General features: G+C 69.5%; 16 protein-coding genes. 10 read left to right on the forward strand and 6 right to left on the reverse strand.

Annotated elements, in window-relative coordinates; translation table 11 throughout:
• Positions 1–77: 77 nt before the first annotated feature.
• Together AW272_RS21960 and AW272_RS21965 are read right to left on the reverse strand one after the other, a co-directional pair.
• Positions 78–1,250: a sensor histidine kinase gene (locus AW272_RS21960; protein WP_066368324.1), complete on the reverse strand. Its 1,173-nt coding sequence runs from the start codon at positions 1,248–1,250 to the stop codon at positions 78–80.
• 42 nt (positions 1,251–1,292) lie between these two features.
• Positions 1,293–2,147 (reverse strand): PAC2 family protein, encoded by an 855-nt coding sequence (locus tag AW272_RS21965; RefSeq protein ID WP_066368327.1) that lies wholly within the window; start codon positions 2,145–2,147, stop codon positions 1,293–1,295.
• Positions 2,148–2,264: 117 nt separating this feature from the next.
• Here AW272_RS21965 and AW272_RS21970 point away from each other — a divergent pair, with 117 nt between their 5' ends.
• Entirely contained in the window at positions 2,265–2,927 is a 663-nt protein-coding gene (locus AW272_RS21970; protein WP_066368330.1) for an HAD family hydrolase, read from the forward strand.
• Here the strand turns inward: AW272_RS21970 and AW272_RS21975 are convergent.
• Positions 2,924–4,030 carry a helix-turn-helix transcriptional regulator gene (locus AW272_RS21975; RefSeq protein ID WP_157518704.1) on the reverse strand — a complete coding sequence of 369 codons (1,107 nt, stop codon included), beginning with the start codon at positions 4,028–4,030 and terminating at the stop codon, positions 2,924–2,926. The genes AW272_RS21970 and AW272_RS21975 overlap by 4 nt on opposite strands.
• 185 nt (positions 4,031–4,215) lie before the next feature.
• Between AW272_RS21975 and AW272_RS21980 the strand changes: the two genes are divergently transcribed.
• The 6 genes from AW272_RS21980 to AW272_RS22005 all read left to right on the forward strand — a co-directional run bounded on the left by AW272_RS21980 (position 4,216) and on the right by AW272_RS22005 (position 10,918).
• Positions 4,216–4,695 carry a cellulose synthase gene (locus AW272_RS21980; RefSeq protein WP_066368335.1) on the forward strand — a complete coding sequence of 160 codons (480 nt, stop codon included), beginning with the start codon at positions 4,216–4,218 and terminating at the stop codon, positions 4,693–4,695.
• A gap of 296 nt (positions 4,696–4,991) precedes the next feature.
• Positions 4,992–5,993, forward strand: a complete 1,002-nt coding sequence (locus AW272_RS21985; protein ID WP_066368337.1) for an ABC transporter permease — start codon at positions 4,992–4,994, stop codon at positions 5,991–5,993.
• Positions 5,994–6,041: 48 nt separating this feature from the next.
• A complete protein-coding gene (locus AW272_RS21990) occupies positions 6,042–7,805 on the forward strand; it encodes an ABC transporter substrate-binding protein (protein ID WP_066368339.1) in 1,764 nt (587 codons plus the stop codon).
• Positions 7,806–7,872: 67 nt separating this feature from the next.
• Complete coding sequence (locus tag AW272_RS21995; RefSeq protein ID WP_066368340.1) at positions 7,873–8,886, forward strand: ABC transporter permease; 1,014 nt, start codon at positions 7,873–7,875, stop codon at positions 8,884–8,886.
• Positions 8,883–9,905, forward strand: coding sequence for an ABC transporter ATP-binding protein (locus AW272_RS22000; protein WP_066368342.1), 1,023 nt, complete (start codon positions 8,883–8,885; stop codon positions 9,903–9,905). The genes AW272_RS21995 and AW272_RS22000 overlap by 4 nt, the downstream gene beginning before the upstream one ends.
• Positions 9,905–10,918, forward strand: a complete 1,014-nt coding sequence (locus tag AW272_RS22005) for an ABC transporter ATP-binding protein (RefSeq protein WP_066368345.1) — start codon at positions 9,905–9,907, stop codon at positions 10,916–10,918. Before AW272_RS22000 ends, AW272_RS22005 begins: the two co-directional genes overlap by 1 nt.
• Here AW272_RS22005 and AW272_RS22010 read toward each other — a convergent pair.
• The gene (locus AW272_RS22010) at positions 10,915–11,388 is read right to left on the reverse strand and encodes a hypothetical protein (protein WP_066368347.1); all 474 of its coding nucleotides are present in this window, start codon (positions 11,386–11,388) and stop codon (positions 10,915–10,917) included. The two genes, AW272_RS22005 and AW272_RS22010, sit on opposite strands and share 4 nt — an antisense overlap.
• 147 nt (positions 11,389–11,535) lie before the next feature.
• Here AW272_RS22010 and AW272_RS22015 point away from each other — a divergent pair, with 147 nt between their 5' ends.
• From AW272_RS22015 to AW272_RS22025, 3 genes are read left to right on the forward strand one after another with little or no spacing between them, the layout of a single operon-like run.
• On the forward strand, positions 11,536–12,390 hold the full coding sequence (locus tag AW272_RS22015; RefSeq protein WP_066368348.1) for an SCO3242 family prenyltransferase: 855 nt from the start codon (positions 11,536–11,538) through the stop codon (positions 12,388–12,390).
• Positions 12,387–13,196, forward strand: a complete 810-nt coding sequence (locus AW272_RS22020) for a sugar phosphate isomerase/epimerase family protein (protein WP_066368349.1) — start codon at positions 12,387–12,389, stop codon at positions 13,194–13,196. Before AW272_RS22015 ends, AW272_RS22020 begins: the two co-directional genes overlap by 4 nt.
• Before the next feature lie 4 nt (positions 13,197–13,200).
• Positions 13,201–14,499, forward strand: coding sequence for an alkaline phosphatase family protein (locus tag AW272_RS22025; RefSeq protein WP_066368351.1), 1,299 nt, complete (start codon positions 13,201–13,203; stop codon positions 14,497–14,499).
• Positions 14,500–14,574: 75 nt separating this feature from the next.
• Here the strand turns inward: AW272_RS22025 and AW272_RS22030 are convergent, their stop codons facing one another.
• Positions 14,575–15,258 carry a response regulator gene (locus AW272_RS22030; RefSeq protein ID WP_066368353.1) on the reverse strand — a complete coding sequence of 228 codons (684 nt, stop codon included), beginning with the start codon at positions 15,256–15,258 and terminating at the stop codon, positions 14,575–14,577.
• Positions 15,259–16,443, reverse strand: coding sequence for a sensor histidine kinase (locus tag AW272_RS22035; protein WP_245657670.1), 1,185 nt, complete (start codon positions 16,441–16,443; stop codon positions 15,259–15,261).
• Between the last annotated feature and the right edge of the window lie 18 nt (positions 16,444–16,461).

The raw sequence follows: 16,461 nt of genomic DNA on the forward strand, positions 1-16,461 counted from the left end.
CGCAGTCTCGCCCAAGATGTGGCTCACGGCTCGTTCTCCCGCCGGGAGCGGGACCGTTGTCTGGCCCAGGACGCGGCTCATGCTCGTTCTCCCGCCGGGAGGGGGAGTGCGGCCTCGAGCAGGAACCGGTCGCCGTCGCGGCGAGTGGTGATGTGACCGCCGAGCGCCTGGATGCGCTCGGACATCGCCCGCAGCCCGGTGCCGGTGCGCGTGCCCGTGTCGTGGTCGGGTTCGTGGCCGGGGGACTCCGCGTCGGCCCGGTCGTTCGCGATGGTGAGGAGGACCTCGCCGTCCGTCTTCTTCGTCGCGAGCGTGACGAGCGTCGCCGCCGAGTGGCGCAGCACGTTGGTGACCCCCTCGCGGACGACCCACGCGAGCGCCTCGGCGCACTCCTCGGGCACCGGGTCGCCGCTCACCGTGCAGCGGATGCCGGCCGAGCCGAGCAGGGACCGCGCGCCCGACACCTCGCCCTCCCAGGTCGCCCGGAGCTCGCCCCGTACGACGCGGCGGACCTCGCCTCCGGCCTCGTCGGCGAGCCGCCGCACCCCCGCGAGCTCGGTGGCGGCCCGCTCGGCGTCGCCCCGCCGGACGAGCTCGGACGCGAGTTCGCTCTTGACCGCGATCGCGGCGAGGGTGCGGCCGAACACGTCGTGGAGGTCGCGCGAGATGCGCAGCCGCTCGGTCGCGAGCGCCAGGGCGGCGCGGTCCTCGTGGGCGCTCTGCAGCTCACGCAGGACCCGCAGCAGCCACACGCTCGACCAAACGGCCCACAGGGTGACGCTGACCACGACCGCCCCGACGAGCAGCAGCGGCAGGTCGGCGACGGCCGCCAGCGGAACGGCCGGCACGAAGATCGCCACGTTGAGACAGAGCGTCCGCCGTGCGTCGAGCACGGGCACGAAGCTCGCCGCGACCGACCCGGCCGCCGTCGCGATCGTCACGCCCGTCAACGGCACCGGGAGGGTGAAGGCGAAGGCGACGAGCGCCACGAGCACGAGCCCCCAAGCGATCACCCCGGAAACCGGGAGCCGCTTGGCGCTCCCGCCGAGGTGGCCGAAGCTCCACCGGCTGACGAGGATGTTCCCGGCCACGAGGGCGAACGTCAGCACGAGGATCGCGAAGCGGTGGGTGCGGCCGGTGCCGGTGAATCCGGAGAGGAGGGTGGCGATCGGGGTGGAGACCGCGACGTAGGTGGACCAGCGGACGTAGGTCTCGAACCGTCGCGCGCTCAGCGCGGGCCACTCCGCCATGAACCTCAGTCTGCCACCGCTGACCTGCGCCTCAATCCGAGGTCAGCCGTCGGTCCCTCGGTCGCGCCGCCGCAGGTAGCGCTCGAACTCCGCCGCGATCGCGTCACCGCTCGCCTCGGGCAGGTCGGCCGCGTCTTTGCGCTCCTCGAGCTCCTTGACGTATTCGGCCACCTCGGAGTCTTGGGCGGCCAGTTCGTCGACGCCGGTCTCCCAGGCGCGGGCCTCTTCCGGCAGGTCGCCGTAGGGCATCGGGATGTCGAGGAGGTCTTCGACCCGGCGCAGCAGGGCCAGGGTCGCCTTCGGGTTGGGCGGCTGGGCGACGTAGTGGGGCACCGAGGCCCACAGCGAGATCGTCTGCATGCCGGACAGGCCGAGGGTGTGCTGGAGGACGCCGATGATGCCGGTCGGGCCCTCGTATTTGGTGAGGTCGAGGTTGAGCACCCGGGCCAGGCCGGGGTCGCTGACCGAGCCCACGATGGGCACCGGGCGGGTGTGGGGGGAGTCGTTCAGCAGGGCGCCCAGGAGGAGGGCCAGCTCGATGCCCAGTTCGTGGCAGAGCCCGACGATCTCCTGGCAGAAGGTGCGCCAGCGCATGTTGGGCTCGATGCCGCGCAGCAGGACGACGTCACGCTTGGCCCCCGGCGGGCGGGCCACCAGCAGGCGGGTGGTGGGCCAGGTGATCGACCGGGTCATGCCCTCGCCCAGCTCCACGATGGGCCGGGTGACCTGGAAGTCGTAATAGTCCTCCGGGTCGAGCTCCACCAGGGGGGTGGCCTTCCACTCGGCCTCCAGGTGAGCGAGTACCGCGCTCGACGCCTCACCCGCATCGTTCCAGCCTTCGAACGCGGCGATCAGCACCGGGTCGACGAGCTCAGGGAGCCCTTCGAGCTCGATCAAGCCGCCTCCTCACATAGTCGTGGGGCCAGCCTAGTTGCAGTGCGCCCCCGAGCGTTATCCATGGCCACCGATAAGCTTTCCCGGACACCCCGACTGCTCCCCGAGGCCGAAACTTCAATGTCTGAAACACTGCACGCCGTACTTTTCGACATGGACGGCCTGCTGGTCGACACCGAGAAGGTGTGGGGCCTCGTCGAGGCCGAGGTCGTCGATCGGCTCGGCGGCCAATGGAGCCCCGAGCACCAGGAACGCATGGTCGGCGGCTCGTGGGAGACCACCGTCTCCTACATGCTCGGCCTGACCGGCGCAGACGTCCCCCACGACGTGGTGGCCGGCTGGCTCCTCGACGGCATGCTGACCCGGTTGGAATCCGGCGTCGAGCCGCTGCCCGGCGCCCTCGAACTCCTCACCCAGGTCAAGGCCGCGGGTGTGCCGATCGCGCTGGTCACGGCGTCGCTGAAGCCGATGGCCGACGCCGTGCTCGCCTCGATCGGCCGCCATCACTTCGACGTGATCGTCACCGCCGACGACGTGACCCGCACCAAACCCGACCCGGAGCCCTACCAGATGGCGCTGCGCCTGCTGGGCGTCGACCCGCACCACGCCGTCGTCTTCGAGGACTCGCCGAACGGCGTGGCCGCCGCCACCGCCGCCGGCTGCTACGTGGTCGCGGTCCCCAACCTGGTGCCGATCCCCGCCGCCTCCCGCCGCACGGTCGTCGAGTCGCTGCTCGACGTCGATCTGCCCTTCATCCGCACCCTCGTCCAGGCCGCTGTCTAGGCCGCCAGCAACGGCGCCAGGTCGGCCCGGTTGTTGACGCCCAGCTTCGTGTAGACCCGGCACAGGTGGTTGGCGACCGTACGCGGCGACAGCACCAGCCAGTCGGCGATCTCCCGGTTGGTCAGGTTCCAGGAGGCCAGCCGGGCGACCTCGGCCTCCCGGGCGCTCAGCCCCTCGACGCGGGGAGAGGCCCCGCCGAGCAGCGCGAGCCCGTCGCGGACGCCCAGCGCGGTGGCCCGGTCCCGCACCACATGGGCGTGCAGGGGGCAGGCCAGCCGTACCCGCGGGGGAGAGGTGTCGCGCAGGACGGTGATCAGGCCCCGGCGCTCCAGCAGGGCGACGGCCGCCTGGTCGGCCAGGCCCAGTAACACGTCCAGGTCGACCGGCTCGGTCAGAGCGACCAGTTCGATCACCGTGGTCTCGGCCGGGGTCAGCCCGGCCAGCTCGGCCTCCAGGAGCTGGCGCAGCCGGGGCGGCAGGGTCAGCTCGCCGTCCCACCGCCAGACGCCGCCGTCCCGGATCATCGCGGTGCCCGGCAGCAGCTCGGTGATCAGGCGCGGGTTGCCGCCGGTGGTGTGGTGGAGGCGGCGTACGGTCGCGATCTCGGCCGGGCCGCCCAGGGCGGCGGCCAGCAGGCCGCCGGTCTCGCGGACGGTGAGCGGGGACAGGTCGATCCGGGTCAGCGCGCCGTCGCGCCACAGGGCCGCGATCGGCTCCGGCAGCGGGGCCCCCGCCCCGGCCGTGAGGATCGGCGTGGTCCCGTGGTGCTCGGCCAGGTGGGCGATCAACGCGGCCGAGCTGGGGTCGAGCAGGTGGACGTCGTCGACGGCCAGCACCGGCGGGATCGGCCCGAGGGCGCGGGCGGCCCAGTACACCGGGTTGACCGGGGTGCAGGCGGGTCCGGGCAGCAGGTGGGCGAAGGCCCCGAACGGTACGTCCGCCGCGCGGGCCCGGACAAGAAGGAAGGAGAACGGCGCCAGCGCCTCGGTGAGCAGGCGGGTGCGGCCGGACCCGGCCGGGCCGGTCACCAGCACCCCGCCGCCGTCGCGGGCCGCCGCCCTGATCTGATCACGTTCGGCCGTACGCCCCATGAATGGCCACATGCCTCCGACGTTAGGAATCCGGCGGCTCGGGCGGATCCGAGTGAACCCCACGGTCACCCAGGGCTAACCCGGGGTACTGCCTAGGGGTCGCGCCCTCCTCAGGGAGGAGCACGCGCCGGAGACCCACGTGACAGGATGGAAATCAGGCGCTGTGAATCTGCCGTAGAGAACCCGAGGGGGCCGGCATGACCTTTAACGACATCGCGTGGCTGCCGCTGTGCGCGGCGCTGACCGCCGTCGGAGTGGCGTTCGCTTTCCTCGCGTTCCGGCGCCGGGGGGCGGCGGCGGGGCTGCGGGCGACCGCGTGGGCGCTGTTGCCGCTGGCGGCCTATCTGACGAACGCGCTGCAGACGATCTGGAACATCGTGAGCGCGGTGGTCGGCTTCGTGACCGGGCTGGTGCTCTCGCCGAGCGTGTGGGCGGGGGTTGCGCTGGCGGGGCTGTCCGTGATCTTGTTCCTGGTGTCGGGGGTGCTGCGGGGCCGTACCCTCCGGGTCGGGCGCAAGGCCCGGACCGGGAAGAAGGAGCCCGCGCCCGCGACCCCGGCCGCGAAACCGGCCGACGTCACCAAGCCGATGGCCCGGCCGGCGGCTCAGCCAGTCGAGGCAAAAAGTGATGACTTCTCCGACATCGAAGACATCTTGAAGAAGCGCGGCATCAGCTGAGCCCGACTCGGGAAATCTCGCATGGCGAGACCTAAGTTACCCATCAGTGCAATGTCACAGTTCCGCGACAGAACCGAAACGGGACTCCGACATATTCTTCAAGATCAACACGAATGAGTTTCGCGTGAATCACAGTTGGGCCACATAGCGCCTACTGGGTCTTGTTTACGCAGATCAGCACATAGATTCTGCCGACGAGACCCGCTCACCGTGTGGGTCGGATCCACATGGGAGCGCTCCGGACGTGTCGTGCTCCCGTCGGCACAACGTCGTCTGGAACCCAGGGGGCCCAACGCATGACCGCACCACTTGACGTCTCCGGTGGCGATTTGAAAGCCACGCCGGAGTCCGTTGCCGAGGGAGCGGGCGCGAAGGCGATCCAGGGGCGGTCCCTCGGACAGATCGCCTGGATGCGCCTCAAGCGTGACAAGGTCGCCCTCACCGGGGCCGGTGTCATCATCTTCCTGATCATCGTCGCCGTCTTCGCGCCGCTGATCGTCGGCTGGTTCGGCCATCCGCCGAACCAGTTCAACCAGGACATGATCGACACGATGACGATGACGCCCAAGGGCGGCACGGGCATCAGCTGGGACTACCTGTTCGGAGTCGAGCCGCTCAACGGCCGCGACCTGTTCAGCCGGGTCGTCTACGGCGCCCGCATCTCCCTGCTCATCGCGTTCTTCGCCACCCTGCTGTCGGTGGTCATCGGCACCACCATGGGCATCATCGCCGGCTACTTCGGCGGCTGGGTCGACACGATCATCAGCCGGCTCATGGACGTCTTCCTCGCCTTCCCCGTCCTGGTCTTCGCCATGGCGCTGGTGGGCGTGCTCGGCCAGTTCGAGACCCAGCTCAAGGTGCAGGGCGACACGCTCCGCATCCTGCTGCTGATCTTCGTCATCGGCTTCTTCAACTGGGGCTACATCGGCCGCATCATCCGCGGGCAGACCCTGTCGCTGCGCGAGCGCGAGTTCGTCGACGCGTCGCGAAGCCTGGGCGCGCGGGGGCCGTACATCCTGTTCAGGGAGATCCTGCCGAACCTGATCGCGCCGATCCTGATCTACGCGACGCTGCTGATCCCGACCAACGTGCTGTTCGAGGCCGCGCTGTCGTTCCTCGGGGTCGGCATCCAGCCGCCCACGGCGACCTGGGGCGGCATGCTCGCGGCGGCCACGAAGTACTACACCGTGCCGCACTTCATGTTCTTCCCCGGCATGGCGATCTTCATCACCGTGCTCGCCTTCAACCTCTTCGGTGACGGCCTGCGCGACGCGCTCGACCCGCGTGCGGGTCGCTGAGCTTTTCATCCCTGTTCCCCCCGGCTCCTACCTACAAGGGGTTTACGAATGAAGAAGAAAGCACTGGTCGTCTCGGCCGCCGGTGCCGTCCTCGCCTTGGCCCTGTCGGCCTGTGGCGGCGGCGGAACCGAAACTCCGGCAGCCGAGGGCGGCGGCACCTCCGCGCCGGCCGCGGCCGGCGCGGCGGGCTTCAACGCCGGCCTCGAGAACGTGACCAACCCTTCGGACAAGAAGGGCGGCACGCTCAAGATGGCCGTCACCGAGGACTGGGACTCGGTGGACCCCGGTGACACCTACTACGGCATGTCGTGGAACCTGCTGCGCATCTACGGACGCCCGCTGGTGACCTACAACCCCGCTCCCGGCGCCAAGGGCCGCGAGCTCGTTCCCGACCTGGCCGAGAGCCTCGGTCAGATGAGCGACGAGGGCAAGACCTGGACCTACAAGCTCCGCGCCGGGCTGAAGTTCGAGGACGGCTCCCCGATCACGTCCAAGGACGTGAAGTACGCGGTGCTCCGCCAGCTTGACAAGAAGACCTTCGTCAACGGCCCGACCTACTTCAACGACTGGCTGGACCTGCCGAAGGACTTCGAGTCGGTCTACACGACGCCCGACGTCAACACCGACTCGGCGATCGAGACCCCGGACGACTCGACGATCGTCTTCCACCTGAACAAGCCGTACGCCGGTTTCGACAACTTCGCCGCGCTCCCGGCCACCGTGCCGGTCCCGCAGGCCAAGGACACCGGCATCAAGTACCGCGACCACGTGATCGCGTCCGGTCCGTACAAGTTCGAGACCGTCGAGGCCGGCAAGACCTACACGCTGGTCCGCAACGAGCAGTGGGACCAGGCGACCGACCCGGTGCGCAAGGCGCTCCCGGACAAGTACGAGATCTCCCTGGGCGTCGAGGGCAACGACCTCGACAACCGGATCATCGCCGGCGACCTGCACGTCGACATCGCGGGCAGCGGTGTGCAGCCGGCCGCCCTCGGCACGATCCAGACCACGCCGGAGCTGAAGGAGCGGGCCGACAACCCGGTCGCGGCGCGTACCTGGTACATCTCGATCCTCGGCGACGTCCCGCCGCTCGACAACATCGAGTGCCGCAAGGCCGTCATCCTCGCCTCCGACCGCGTCGGCCTGCAGAACGCCTACGGCGGTCAGCTCGCCGGTGACATCGCCACCTCGCTGATGCCCCCGAGCATCGGCGGCTGGAAGAAGCTCGACCTCTTCCCGACCGCTTCGGGCGACGAGGCCAAGGCCAAGGAGGCGCTGACCGCCTGCGGCCAGCCCAACGGCTTCGAGACCACGATGACCTTCCGCGCCGACCGTCCCAAGGAGGTCGCGGCGGCCGAGTCGATGCAGCAGGCGCTCGCCAAGGTCGGCATCAAGCTGACCCTGAAGGGTTTCCCGACCTCGGAGTACTTCACCGCCTACGCCGGCAAGCCCGCCTACACCAAGGCCAACGGCATCGGCCTCGCCACCAACGGCTGGGGCGCCGACTGGAACGACGGCTTCGGCTTCCTGTCCCAGATCATCGACAGCCGCACCATCCGTGAGGCCGGCAACTACAACCTCTCGATCAAGGACCCCGCGGTCGACGCCCTCGTCGACCAGGCGTTCGCCGAGCAGGACACCGCCGCGCGTGACGCGATCTGGGGCCAGGCCGACCAGAAGGTCATGGAGGGCGCCTACGTCCTCCCGGCCGTCTACGCCAAGGGTCTGCTCATCCGAGGCAAGGGTGTGACGAACCAGTTCATCACCGGCGCCTTCGACATGTACGACTACCTGGCGCTCGGCGTCCAGTAATCCGGCCTTAGTTCGGCAGGCAGGGGGCCGGTCCGGCCGGACCGGCCCCCTTTGCCGAGGGGGGACAGTGGTCACCTATATCATCAGGCGCCTGATCGGCGCCCTGGCCATGCTGTTCATTGTCAGCGCGGTCACTTTCTCGATCTTCTTCGTGGTGCCCCGCCTGGCGGGCGTCACGGCCGACGACATCGCCAACCGCTACGTCGGCCGGGCGGCCACCGCCGAGACCGTGGTCGCCGTCGCGGAGAAACTCGGGCTGCACGACCCCGTCGTGGTCCAGTACGGCCGATGGGTGAAGGGCATCTTCGTCGGTGCCGACTACGACTACGGCTCGGGCGTCGAGTTCTGTCCCGCCCCCTGCTTCGGCTACTCCTTCGTCACCAAGCAACCGGTCTGGCCGGACCTGATGGACCGACTACCCGTGACGCTCTCTCTGGCGGCGGGCGCGTCCATCATCTGGCTGATCGTCGGCGTCTCGGTCGGCGTGCTGTCGGCGCTGCGCAGAGGCTCGATCTTCGACCGGGGAGCGATGATCATCGCCTTGGCGGGCGTCTCGCTGCCACCGTTCTTCACCGGTCTGGTGGCGCTGTCGATCCTCTCGTACGGTCTGGGCATCACCGCCCCGGGCGGCGCCTACGTGCCGTTGTCGGAGGACCCCGTCCAATGGGCCTACAGCCTGATCCTGCCGTGGCTCACCCTGGCGTTCCTGAACGCGGCGGCCTACGCCCGGCTCACCCGTGCCGGCATGCTCGACACGATGGGTGAGGACTACATACGCACGGCCAGAGCCAAGGGCCTGAAGGAACGCGTGGTCATCGGGAAGCACGGCCTGAGAGCGGCGCTGACCCCGATCGTCACCATCTTCGGCCTCGACGTCGGCATCCTGATCGGCGGCGCGATCCTGACGGAGAACGCCTTCTCCCTCCAGGGCCTCGGCAAGTACGCCACCACCGCCATCGCGGCCCAGGACCTGCCCAAGATCATGGGCTTCACCATGCTGGCCGCGTTCTTCATCGTCGTGGCCAACCTCATCGTCGACCTGCTCTACGCGGTCGTGGACCCGAGGGTGCGGCTGTCATGACCTTCCTCCAGCTCAAGGATCTGAAGATCCACTTCCCGACCGACGACGGTCTGGTCAAGTCGGTCGACGGCCTGTCGTTCGACCTCGAACGCGGCAAGACACTCGGCATCGTGGGCGAGTCGGGCTCGGGCAAGAGCGTCACCTCGCTCGGCATCCTGGGCCTGCACAAGGGCGGCCGGGCCAAGATCTCCGGTGAGGTCTGGCTCGACGGCGAGGAACTCGTCTCCGCCTCCCCCGAGCACGTCCGGTCGCTGCGCGGCAAGAAGATGTCGATGATCTTCCAGGACCCGCTGTCGGCGATGCACCCCTACTACACGGTGGGGGACCAGATCATCGAGGCCTACCGGATCCACAACAAGGTCTCCAAGAAGGTCGCCAAGAAGCACGCGATCGACATGCTCGGCCGGGTCGGCATCCCGCAGCCCGACCGCCGCGTCGACAGCTACCCGCACGAGTTCTCCGGCGGCATGCGCCAGCGCGCGATGATCGCGATGTCCCTGTCGTGCGACCCCGAGCTGCTGATCGCCGACGAGCCGACCACCGCGCTCGACGTGACCGTCCAGGCCCAGATCCTCGACCTGATGCGGGACCTGCAGCGCGATTTCAACGCCGCGCTGATCATCATCACCCACGACCTGGGCGTGGTCGCCGAACTGTCCGACGACATCCTGGTCATGTACGGCGGCAAGTGCATCGAGTACGGCGCCGCCGACGACATCTTCGAGCGGCCCGAGCACCCGTACACCTGGGGTCTACTGGGGTCCATGCCCCGCCTCGACCGTGAGGTGACCGAGCGGCTGCTGCCGATCAAGGGCACCCCGCCCTCGCTCATCAACGTGCCGTCCGGCTGCGCCTTCCACCCGCGCTGCGCCTTCGAGCCGCGCAACGGCGGCAAGGGCCGCACGCTGGTGCCCGACCTGGTCGAGACCGAGGGAGGCCACCTGGTGCGCTGTCACCTCTCCCGGGAGGAACGGCGGGACATCTGGGCCACCGAGATCAAGCCGAAGCTGGAGTCCTGATGACCGAAACCATCCTGTCCGTCCAGGGGCTGGAGAAGCACTTCCCGGTCACCAAGGGCCTGTTCAAGACCCAGGTCGGCGCGGTCAAGGCGGTCGACGGCATCAGCTTCGACGTGCGCAAGGGCGAGACGCTGGGCCTGGTCGGCGAGTCGGGGTGCGGCAAGACCACCACGGGCCGTCTGATCACCCGGCTGATCGAGCCGACCGGCGGGCAGATCACCTTCCAGGGTCACGACATCACCCACATGAAGCAGGGCAAGCTGCGCCCGCTCCGGCGTGACATGCAGATGATCTTCCAGGACCCGTACAGCTCGCTGAACCCCCGGCACACCGTCGGGGCCATCGTCGGGGCGCCGTTCCGGATCCAGGGCATCGAGACCGAGCACGGGACGAAGAAGGCCGTACAGGAGATCCTGGAACTGGTCGGTCTCAACCCCGAGCACTACAACCGCTATCCGCACGAGTTCTCCGGCGGCCAGCGGCAGCGCATCGGCATCGCCCGCACGCTCGCCCTGAAGCCCAAGCTGATCATCGCCGACGAGCCGGTGTCGGCTCTGGACGTGTCGATCCAGGCCCAGGTCGTCAACCTGCTGGAAGACCTGCAGAACGAGCTCGACCTGACCTACGTGGTGATCGCCCACGACCTGTCGGTCGTGCGGCACATCTCCGACCGGGTCGCGGTCATGTACCTCGGCAAGATCGTCGAAGTGGCCGAGCGCAAGGACCTGTACGCCTCGCCCATGCACCCGTACACCAACGCCCTGCTCTCGGCGGTCCCGATCCCCGACACGCGCCAGCGCGAGGGCCGCGAGCGCATCCGCCTGACGGGCGACGTGCCCTCGCCGCTGAACCCGCCGCCCGCCTGCCGCTTCCACACGCGCTGCTGGAAGGCCCAGGAGGTCTGCAAGACCACCGAGCCGCCCCTGGCGGAGCTGGCCCCCGGTCACGCGGTGGCCTGCCACTTCCCGGAGAACGCCCCGGCGAAGACCGAGGCGCCGGCCACCGTCGCCTAACCTCCGGCCGCCCGCCTCCCGAGCGGGCGGCCCGCCAGGTCTTCGACGACTTCCTTGTACGCGGCCCGGAGGTTGATCCGGAACACCCGCCCGTCGGGCAGTTCGACCCTGATGCGGGCGCTGGCCCCGCGCTTGAGCACGCCCTGACCGGGCCAGTCGACGGTGACGACCATGCCTTCACGGGGAAACGAGAACACGTCGTCGGCGCTGAAGGGCTGGTGCGTCACCCGGTCCCGGTGGACCGTCAGGAGTCCGGGCACCCATCCATGGTGCGAGAACGCATCTTCCGGCACCGGGAAGCCGTGCATGATCCCGTGAACCGTCATCGACCCGTCGGGATGGCGCACCGGGACGGGCAGACCCGGCCGGAGGCCGAGCCGGATCAGGACATGTTCGACGGCGGCCACCGGTACCAGCCACACCATGATGAGCGCGAACCGCAGCCGTCGAGCCCATGATGCCTTCGCCATCGCCACCCCCTCATCAGGGGGACGAGCCGCGGCTACATCGAGTTCCCTAAGTACGCATATCTCCCCGGATGCAGGTCAAGGACTCGCTTCCGGACGAAAAGTCTGGAAACATCCGATCATCTAGCTTGTAAGTGATCGGAAGCCGTAATGAGTCGAATCGGGTTGAAGGCGGCACTCGAACTGGTGCGTGCCCCCGCCACCCTCTCTGTCCCCGGTGACACCATGGCGGGCGCCACGCTCGCCGGGCGCAGCGGAACCCCTGCCCTGGCCGCGGCCTCGGTGCTGCTCTACTGGGCCGGAATGGCGCTGAACGACTGGGCCGACCGGGACATCGACGCGATCGAGCGTCCCGAGCGGCCCATCCCCTCGGGGCGGATCTCGGCGAACCAGGCCCTCGGCATCGCCGCCGGGCTCACCGGCGCCGGGATCACCGTCGCGGCCGTCGCGGGTGGCAAGAAGGGCTTCGCCATCGCCTCCCTGCTGGGGGCGGCGGTGTGGGCGTACGACATGGGCCTGAAGCACACCCCGGCCGGTCCCGCCTCGATGGCCGCCTGCCGCACGCTCGACGTGATGCTCGGCGCCGGCAAGGTCACCCCGATGGCCTTCGCCGTCGGCGCGCACACCTACGGCATCAGCATCCTCGGCCGCGCCGAGGTGTCCGGGGCCGACCCGGCCACGGTCCGGGGCGCTCTCGCCTGTACGGCCGCCGCCACGGGCCTGGCGGCCGTCTCGGTCGCCAGGGGCGCGGGCTCGGCCGTCGACAAGGCCACCGCGGCCGCCCTCATCGCGGGCTACGCCGCCAGTGGCGGCAAGGCGACGCTGGCGCTGCGCGGCAAGCCCGACCCCGAGCAGGTGCGGCAGGCCGTGCGGGCCTCGATCATGGGCTTCGTGCCCCTCCAGGCGGCGGCAGTGGCCGGGGGCGGCAAGACCCGCAGCGCGCTGGGCCTGGTGGCGGCGCTGCCGATCGGGCGCTGGCTCTCGTCCAAGATGTCGACCGCATGAACTTCGGTTACTGCTCCAACGGCTTCCGCGACCACTCCCTGGACGACGCGTTCACCGTGCTCGCCGACCTGGGATACACCGGCGTCGCGCTCACCCTCGACCACGGCCACCTGGGCGCCGACCCGACGTTCGACGAGGTCAGCCGGGTCGCGACTCGTCTCGGACGGCTCGGCCTGTCGGTCGTCGTCGAGACGGGCGGCCGCTACACCCTCGACCGGTTCCGCAAGCACTACCCGACGTTCCTCCACGAGGACGCCGCGCCGCGCCTGGCCTACACACGGCGGGCCATCGAGGTCGCGGCCGACCTCGGCGCCCCGGTCGTCCACTTCTGGAGCGGCATCCGCCCGGAAGAGGTCCCCGACGACCTCGCGTGGGACCGGCTGACGGCCCACTGCGAAACCCTGCTGGCCTACGCCGAGGAGCACGACGTGGTGCTCGGGTTCGAACCCGAGCCCGGCATGCTCGTCGACGACCTGGCCTCCTATGAGCGGCTGCGCAAGCGGCTGGGGGAGCCCGAGAGGTTCGGGCTGACCCTCGACATCGGGCACTGTCAGTGCCTGGAGCCCTGGCCGGTCGCCGAGTGCGTCCGGCGGGCGTCGCCCTACCTGGTACACGTCCAGATCGAGGACATGCGGCGAGGTGTCCACGAACATCTGGAGTTCGGCGACGGAGAGATCGATTTCGCGCCCGTTCTGGCGGAGCTGCGCGAATTCGACGGGATGATCGCGGTCGAGCTGGCCCGGCATAGCCACGCCGCCCCGGCGGTCGCCCAGAGGTCCATCAATTTCCTCAGAGGATTGCGATAAAACCATGCTCGTTATCAACGTGGTCGGGCTCACCCCGCGCCTGCTCGCCCACATGCCCAACGTGTCGAAGCTGGGCAACGCCGCCGCTCTCAAGCCGGTGCTGCCCGCGGTGACCTGCTCGGTGCAGGCCTCCATCGTGACCGGCGCGATGCCCCGCGACCACGGCATCGTCGGCAACGGCTGGTACTTCCGCGACCTCGGCGAGGTCTTCCTGTGGCGCCAGCACAACGCCCTCATCCAGGGCGAGCAGATCTGGGACGTCACCCGGGACCTGAAGACCGCCAACATCTGCTGGTGGTACGCCATGGGCACCAACTCCGACTTCGTGGTGACCCCCCGCCCGATCTACCACGCCGACGGAGCCAAGTCACCCGACGCGTACGTCCGCCCCCCGGAGTGGCACGACAGGCTCACCGGTTCCCTCGGGGAGTTCCCCCTGTTCACCTACTGGGGCCCGAACGCCGGCATCACCTCGTCGAACTGGATCATCGGCGCCACCCGGAAGCTCATCGACGATGAGAAGCCCGACCTGACGATGGTCTACATCCCGCACCTCGACTACGACCTCCAGCGCTTCGGCCCCGACTCGCAGCAGGCGATCGCCGCCGCCAAGGCCGTCGACCAGGCCCTGGTCCCGCTGCTCGACCAGAACCCGGTCATCCTGTCGGAGTACGGCATCACCAACGCCTCGAAGGCCGTGGACATCAACCGCGCCCTGCGGCGGGAGGGCCTCCTGGAGGTCTACACCCAGGTCGGCATGGAGTATCTGGACCCGTGGACCAGCCGCGCCTTCGCGGTGTCGGACCACCAGATCTCCCACGTCTACGTGCGCGACTCCGCCGACATCCCGCGCGTCCGCGACCTGATCGCGGGCCTCGACGGCGTCGACGAGGTGCTCGACCAGGCCGGCAAGGAGAAGTACGGCCTCGACCACGAACGAGCCGGGGAACTGGTCGCCGTGGCCGAGCCCGACGCCTGGTTCACCTACTACTACTGGCTCGACGACGACCGCGCCCCCGACTTCGCCAAGCTGGTCGAGATCCACCGCAAGCCCGGCTACGACCCCGCCGAGCTCTTCATGACCAGCAAGGCCGTCGCCGCCAAGGCGCTCCTGCGCAAGAAGATGGGCTTCCGCTACGAGATGTCCGTCGTACCGTTGGACCCGAAGCAGGTCAGCGGCAGCCACGGCCGCCTCCCCGACTCACCCGAGGACGGCCCGGTCCTGATCGGCCCCTGGGACGGCGAGAGCTACCACGCCACCGAGGTGAAGGACCTCCTGCTGAAGGAGCTGCGCCGGTCGTAGAACGCAGATGGGCCGTCGCGACCGCCTGCCCGGTCGCGCGGCCCTTCGGCGTGATCACCAAGCTGTGTGTTGTGGCTACGGATGCGCCCCGGGCGTGATCAGCCCGGTCTCGTAGGCCAGCACGACCGCCTGGACCCGGTCGCGCAGGCCCAGCTTGGTCAGCACGTTGCCCACGTGGGTCTTCACCGTCGTCTCGCTGACCACCAGTTCACGGGCGATCTCGGCGTTGGACAGGCCCTTGGCGATCAGCTTCAGCACTTCGAGCTCACGCTCGGTCAGCCGGGCCAGCCGCGTCGGCGACGCCTGCTGATGAGCCGAGGGCAGCCGGCTGGCGAACTTGTCGAGCAGCCGCCGTGTCACACTCGGCGCCACGATCGCGTCTCCTGCGGCCACCACCCGGATCGCCTGCAGCAGCTCGACGGGCGGCACGTCCTTCAGCAGGAACCCGCTCGCGCCGGCCCGGAGCGCCTCCACGATGTACTCGTCGAGGTCGAACGTGGTCAGCACCAGCACCCGGGGCACATGCGCCGACGCCGGGGCGTCACGGACGATCCGGCGGGTCGCCTCGATGCCGTCCATCCCGGGCATCCGGATGTCCATCAACACCACATCGGGCAGCAGCGCCCGAGACTGGTCCATCGCGGTCGAGCCGTCTCCGGCCTCGCCGACCACGGTCACGTCGGTCTCGGCCTCCAGGATGAACCTGAACCCCGTGCGCAGCAGCGGCTGGTCGTCGACCAACAACACCCTGATCGGCATTTACCTGTCCTTGAGGGGGAAACGGGCCCGGACCTCGAATCCGCCCCCCGGTCGCGGGCCGATCCGCAGAACTCCACCATAGAGGGCAACTCGCTCCTTGATGCCCACGAGACCGTGCCCCTTGCTGCCGTTCTCCCTTTTCAGCACCAGCCCGCGCCCGTCGTCCTCGACGTGCACCATCAGCTCACTGGGCTCGTGCCGGACGGTCACCCACGCCCGCGCGGCGGGCCCGGCGTGCCGCAGGCTGTTGGTCAGCGCCTCCTGAACCAGCCGGTAGGCGGCCAGATCGACCCCCGGAGGCAGCTGCCGCGTCTCGCCCTCGAGCCAGAGCTGCGTGGTCAGCCCCGCCTCCCGCATCTGGTCGACGAGGCCCGGCAGGTCGTGCATCCCCGGCTGCGGCCCCCGCTCGGCGGGCCCGTCGGTCCGCAGCACGCCGACGATGCTGCGCATCTCGGCCATCGCCGTGCGCCCCATCTCCTCGATGGAGACCAGCGCGTCACGCGCCACCCGGGGGTCCTTCTCCAGCATCGTACGAGCGGCGGCGGCCTGCACCGTCATCACCGAGACGTGGTGGGCGACCACGTCATGGAGCTCCCTGGCGATCCGCGACCGCTCCTCGGCCCGAGCCGCCCGGGTGTCGGCCTCACGGGCCCGTTCGAGCCGGTCGGCCCGGTCGACGAGCTCCCCGAGATAGGCCCGCCGCAACCGGGTCGTCCTTCCGATCACCCACACCAGGGCCGTGACGACCACGATGATGGCGTGATCGGTCCAGACGAGCTGCGGATTCCCCGGCAGCGCCCCGGCCAGGTAACCGGTCATGACCAGCACCGCCGCCAGCACGCTCAGCGCCAGCCCCCGCTGCGTGGCGACCGTGTAGAGCAGGATCATCGCCGCGAGGTCGGCCAGCCCGGCACTGTAGTCGAGCACGTTCAGCACCACGACCGGCACGGTCGTCGCCGCCAGCACCAGGAACGGCCACCGCCGGCGCAACGCCAGCGGCAGCGTGCACGAGACGATCAGCAGCAGACTGAACGCGTCGGCGGGCCGCTGCGGGAAGGCCGACAACCCCTCCCACTCGACGGTCGCGTGAGGCCCCACCGACAAGGCGAAGAGCAGCGAGAACGCGGTCATCACGACCGCGAGAACTGAGTCGCTGATCAGCTGCCGACGGGGGGAGGTGCGCACGCAATCAATTTAGGCCGC

The organism is Herbidospora mongoliensis (genome assembly GCF_001570545.1).
GTDB classification, from domain to species: Bacteria; Actinomycetota; Actinomycetes; order Streptosporangiales; family Streptosporangiaceae; genus Herbidospora; species Herbidospora mongoliensis.

Bases quoted from the DNA above. Each gene is read 5' to 3' on its own strand.
- AW272_RS21960 (WP_066368324.1), bottom strand. From the start codon at position 1,250: ATGGCGGAGTGGCCCGCGCTGAGCGCGCGACGGTTCGAGACCTACGTC.
- AW272_RS21970 (WP_066368330.1), top strand. From the start codon at position 2,265: ATGTCTGAAACACTGCACGCCGTACTTTTCGACATGGACGGCCTGCTG.
- AW272_RS21975 (WP_157518704.1), bottom strand. From the start codon at position 4,030: ATGTGGCCATTCATGGGGCGTACGGCCGAACGTGATCAGATCAGGGCG.
- AW272_RS21980 (WP_066368335.1), top strand. From the start codon at position 4,216: ATGACCTTTAACGACATCGCGTGGCTGCCGCTGTGCGCGGCGCTGACC.
- AW272_RS21985 (WP_066368337.1), top strand. From the start codon at position 4,992: ATGACCGCACCACTTGACGTCTCCGGTGGCGATTTGAAAGCCACGCCG.
- AW272_RS21990 (WP_066368339.1), top strand. From the start codon at position 6,042: ATGAAGAAGAAAGCACTGGTCGTCTCGGCCGCCGGTGCCGTCCTCGCC.
- AW272_RS22000 (WP_066368342.1), top strand. From the start codon at position 8,883: ATGACCTTCCTCCAGCTCAAGGATCTGAAGATCCACTTCCCGACCGAC.
- AW272_RS22005 (WP_066368345.1), top strand. From the start codon at position 9,905: ATGACCGAAACCATCCTGTCCGTCCAGGGGCTGGAGAAGCACTTCCCG.
- AW272_RS22010 (WP_066368347.1), bottom strand. From the start codon at position 11,388: ATGGCGAAGGCATCATGGGCTCGACGGCTGCGGTTCGCGCTCATCATG.
- AW272_RS22015 (WP_066368348.1), top strand. From the start codon at position 11,536: ATGAGTCGAATCGGGTTGAAGGCGGCACTCGAACTGGTGCGTGCCCCC.
- AW272_RS22020 (WP_066368349.1), top strand. From the start codon at position 12,387: ATGAACTTCGGTTACTGCTCCAACGGCTTCCGCGACCACTCCCTGGAC.
- AW272_RS22025 (WP_066368351.1), top strand. From the start codon at position 13,201: ATGCTCGTTATCAACGTGGTCGGGCTCACCCCGCGCCTGCTCGCCCAC.
- AW272_RS22030 (WP_066368353.1), bottom strand. From the start codon at position 15,258: ATGCCGATCAGGGTGTTGTTGGTCGACGACCAGCCGCTGCTGCGCACG.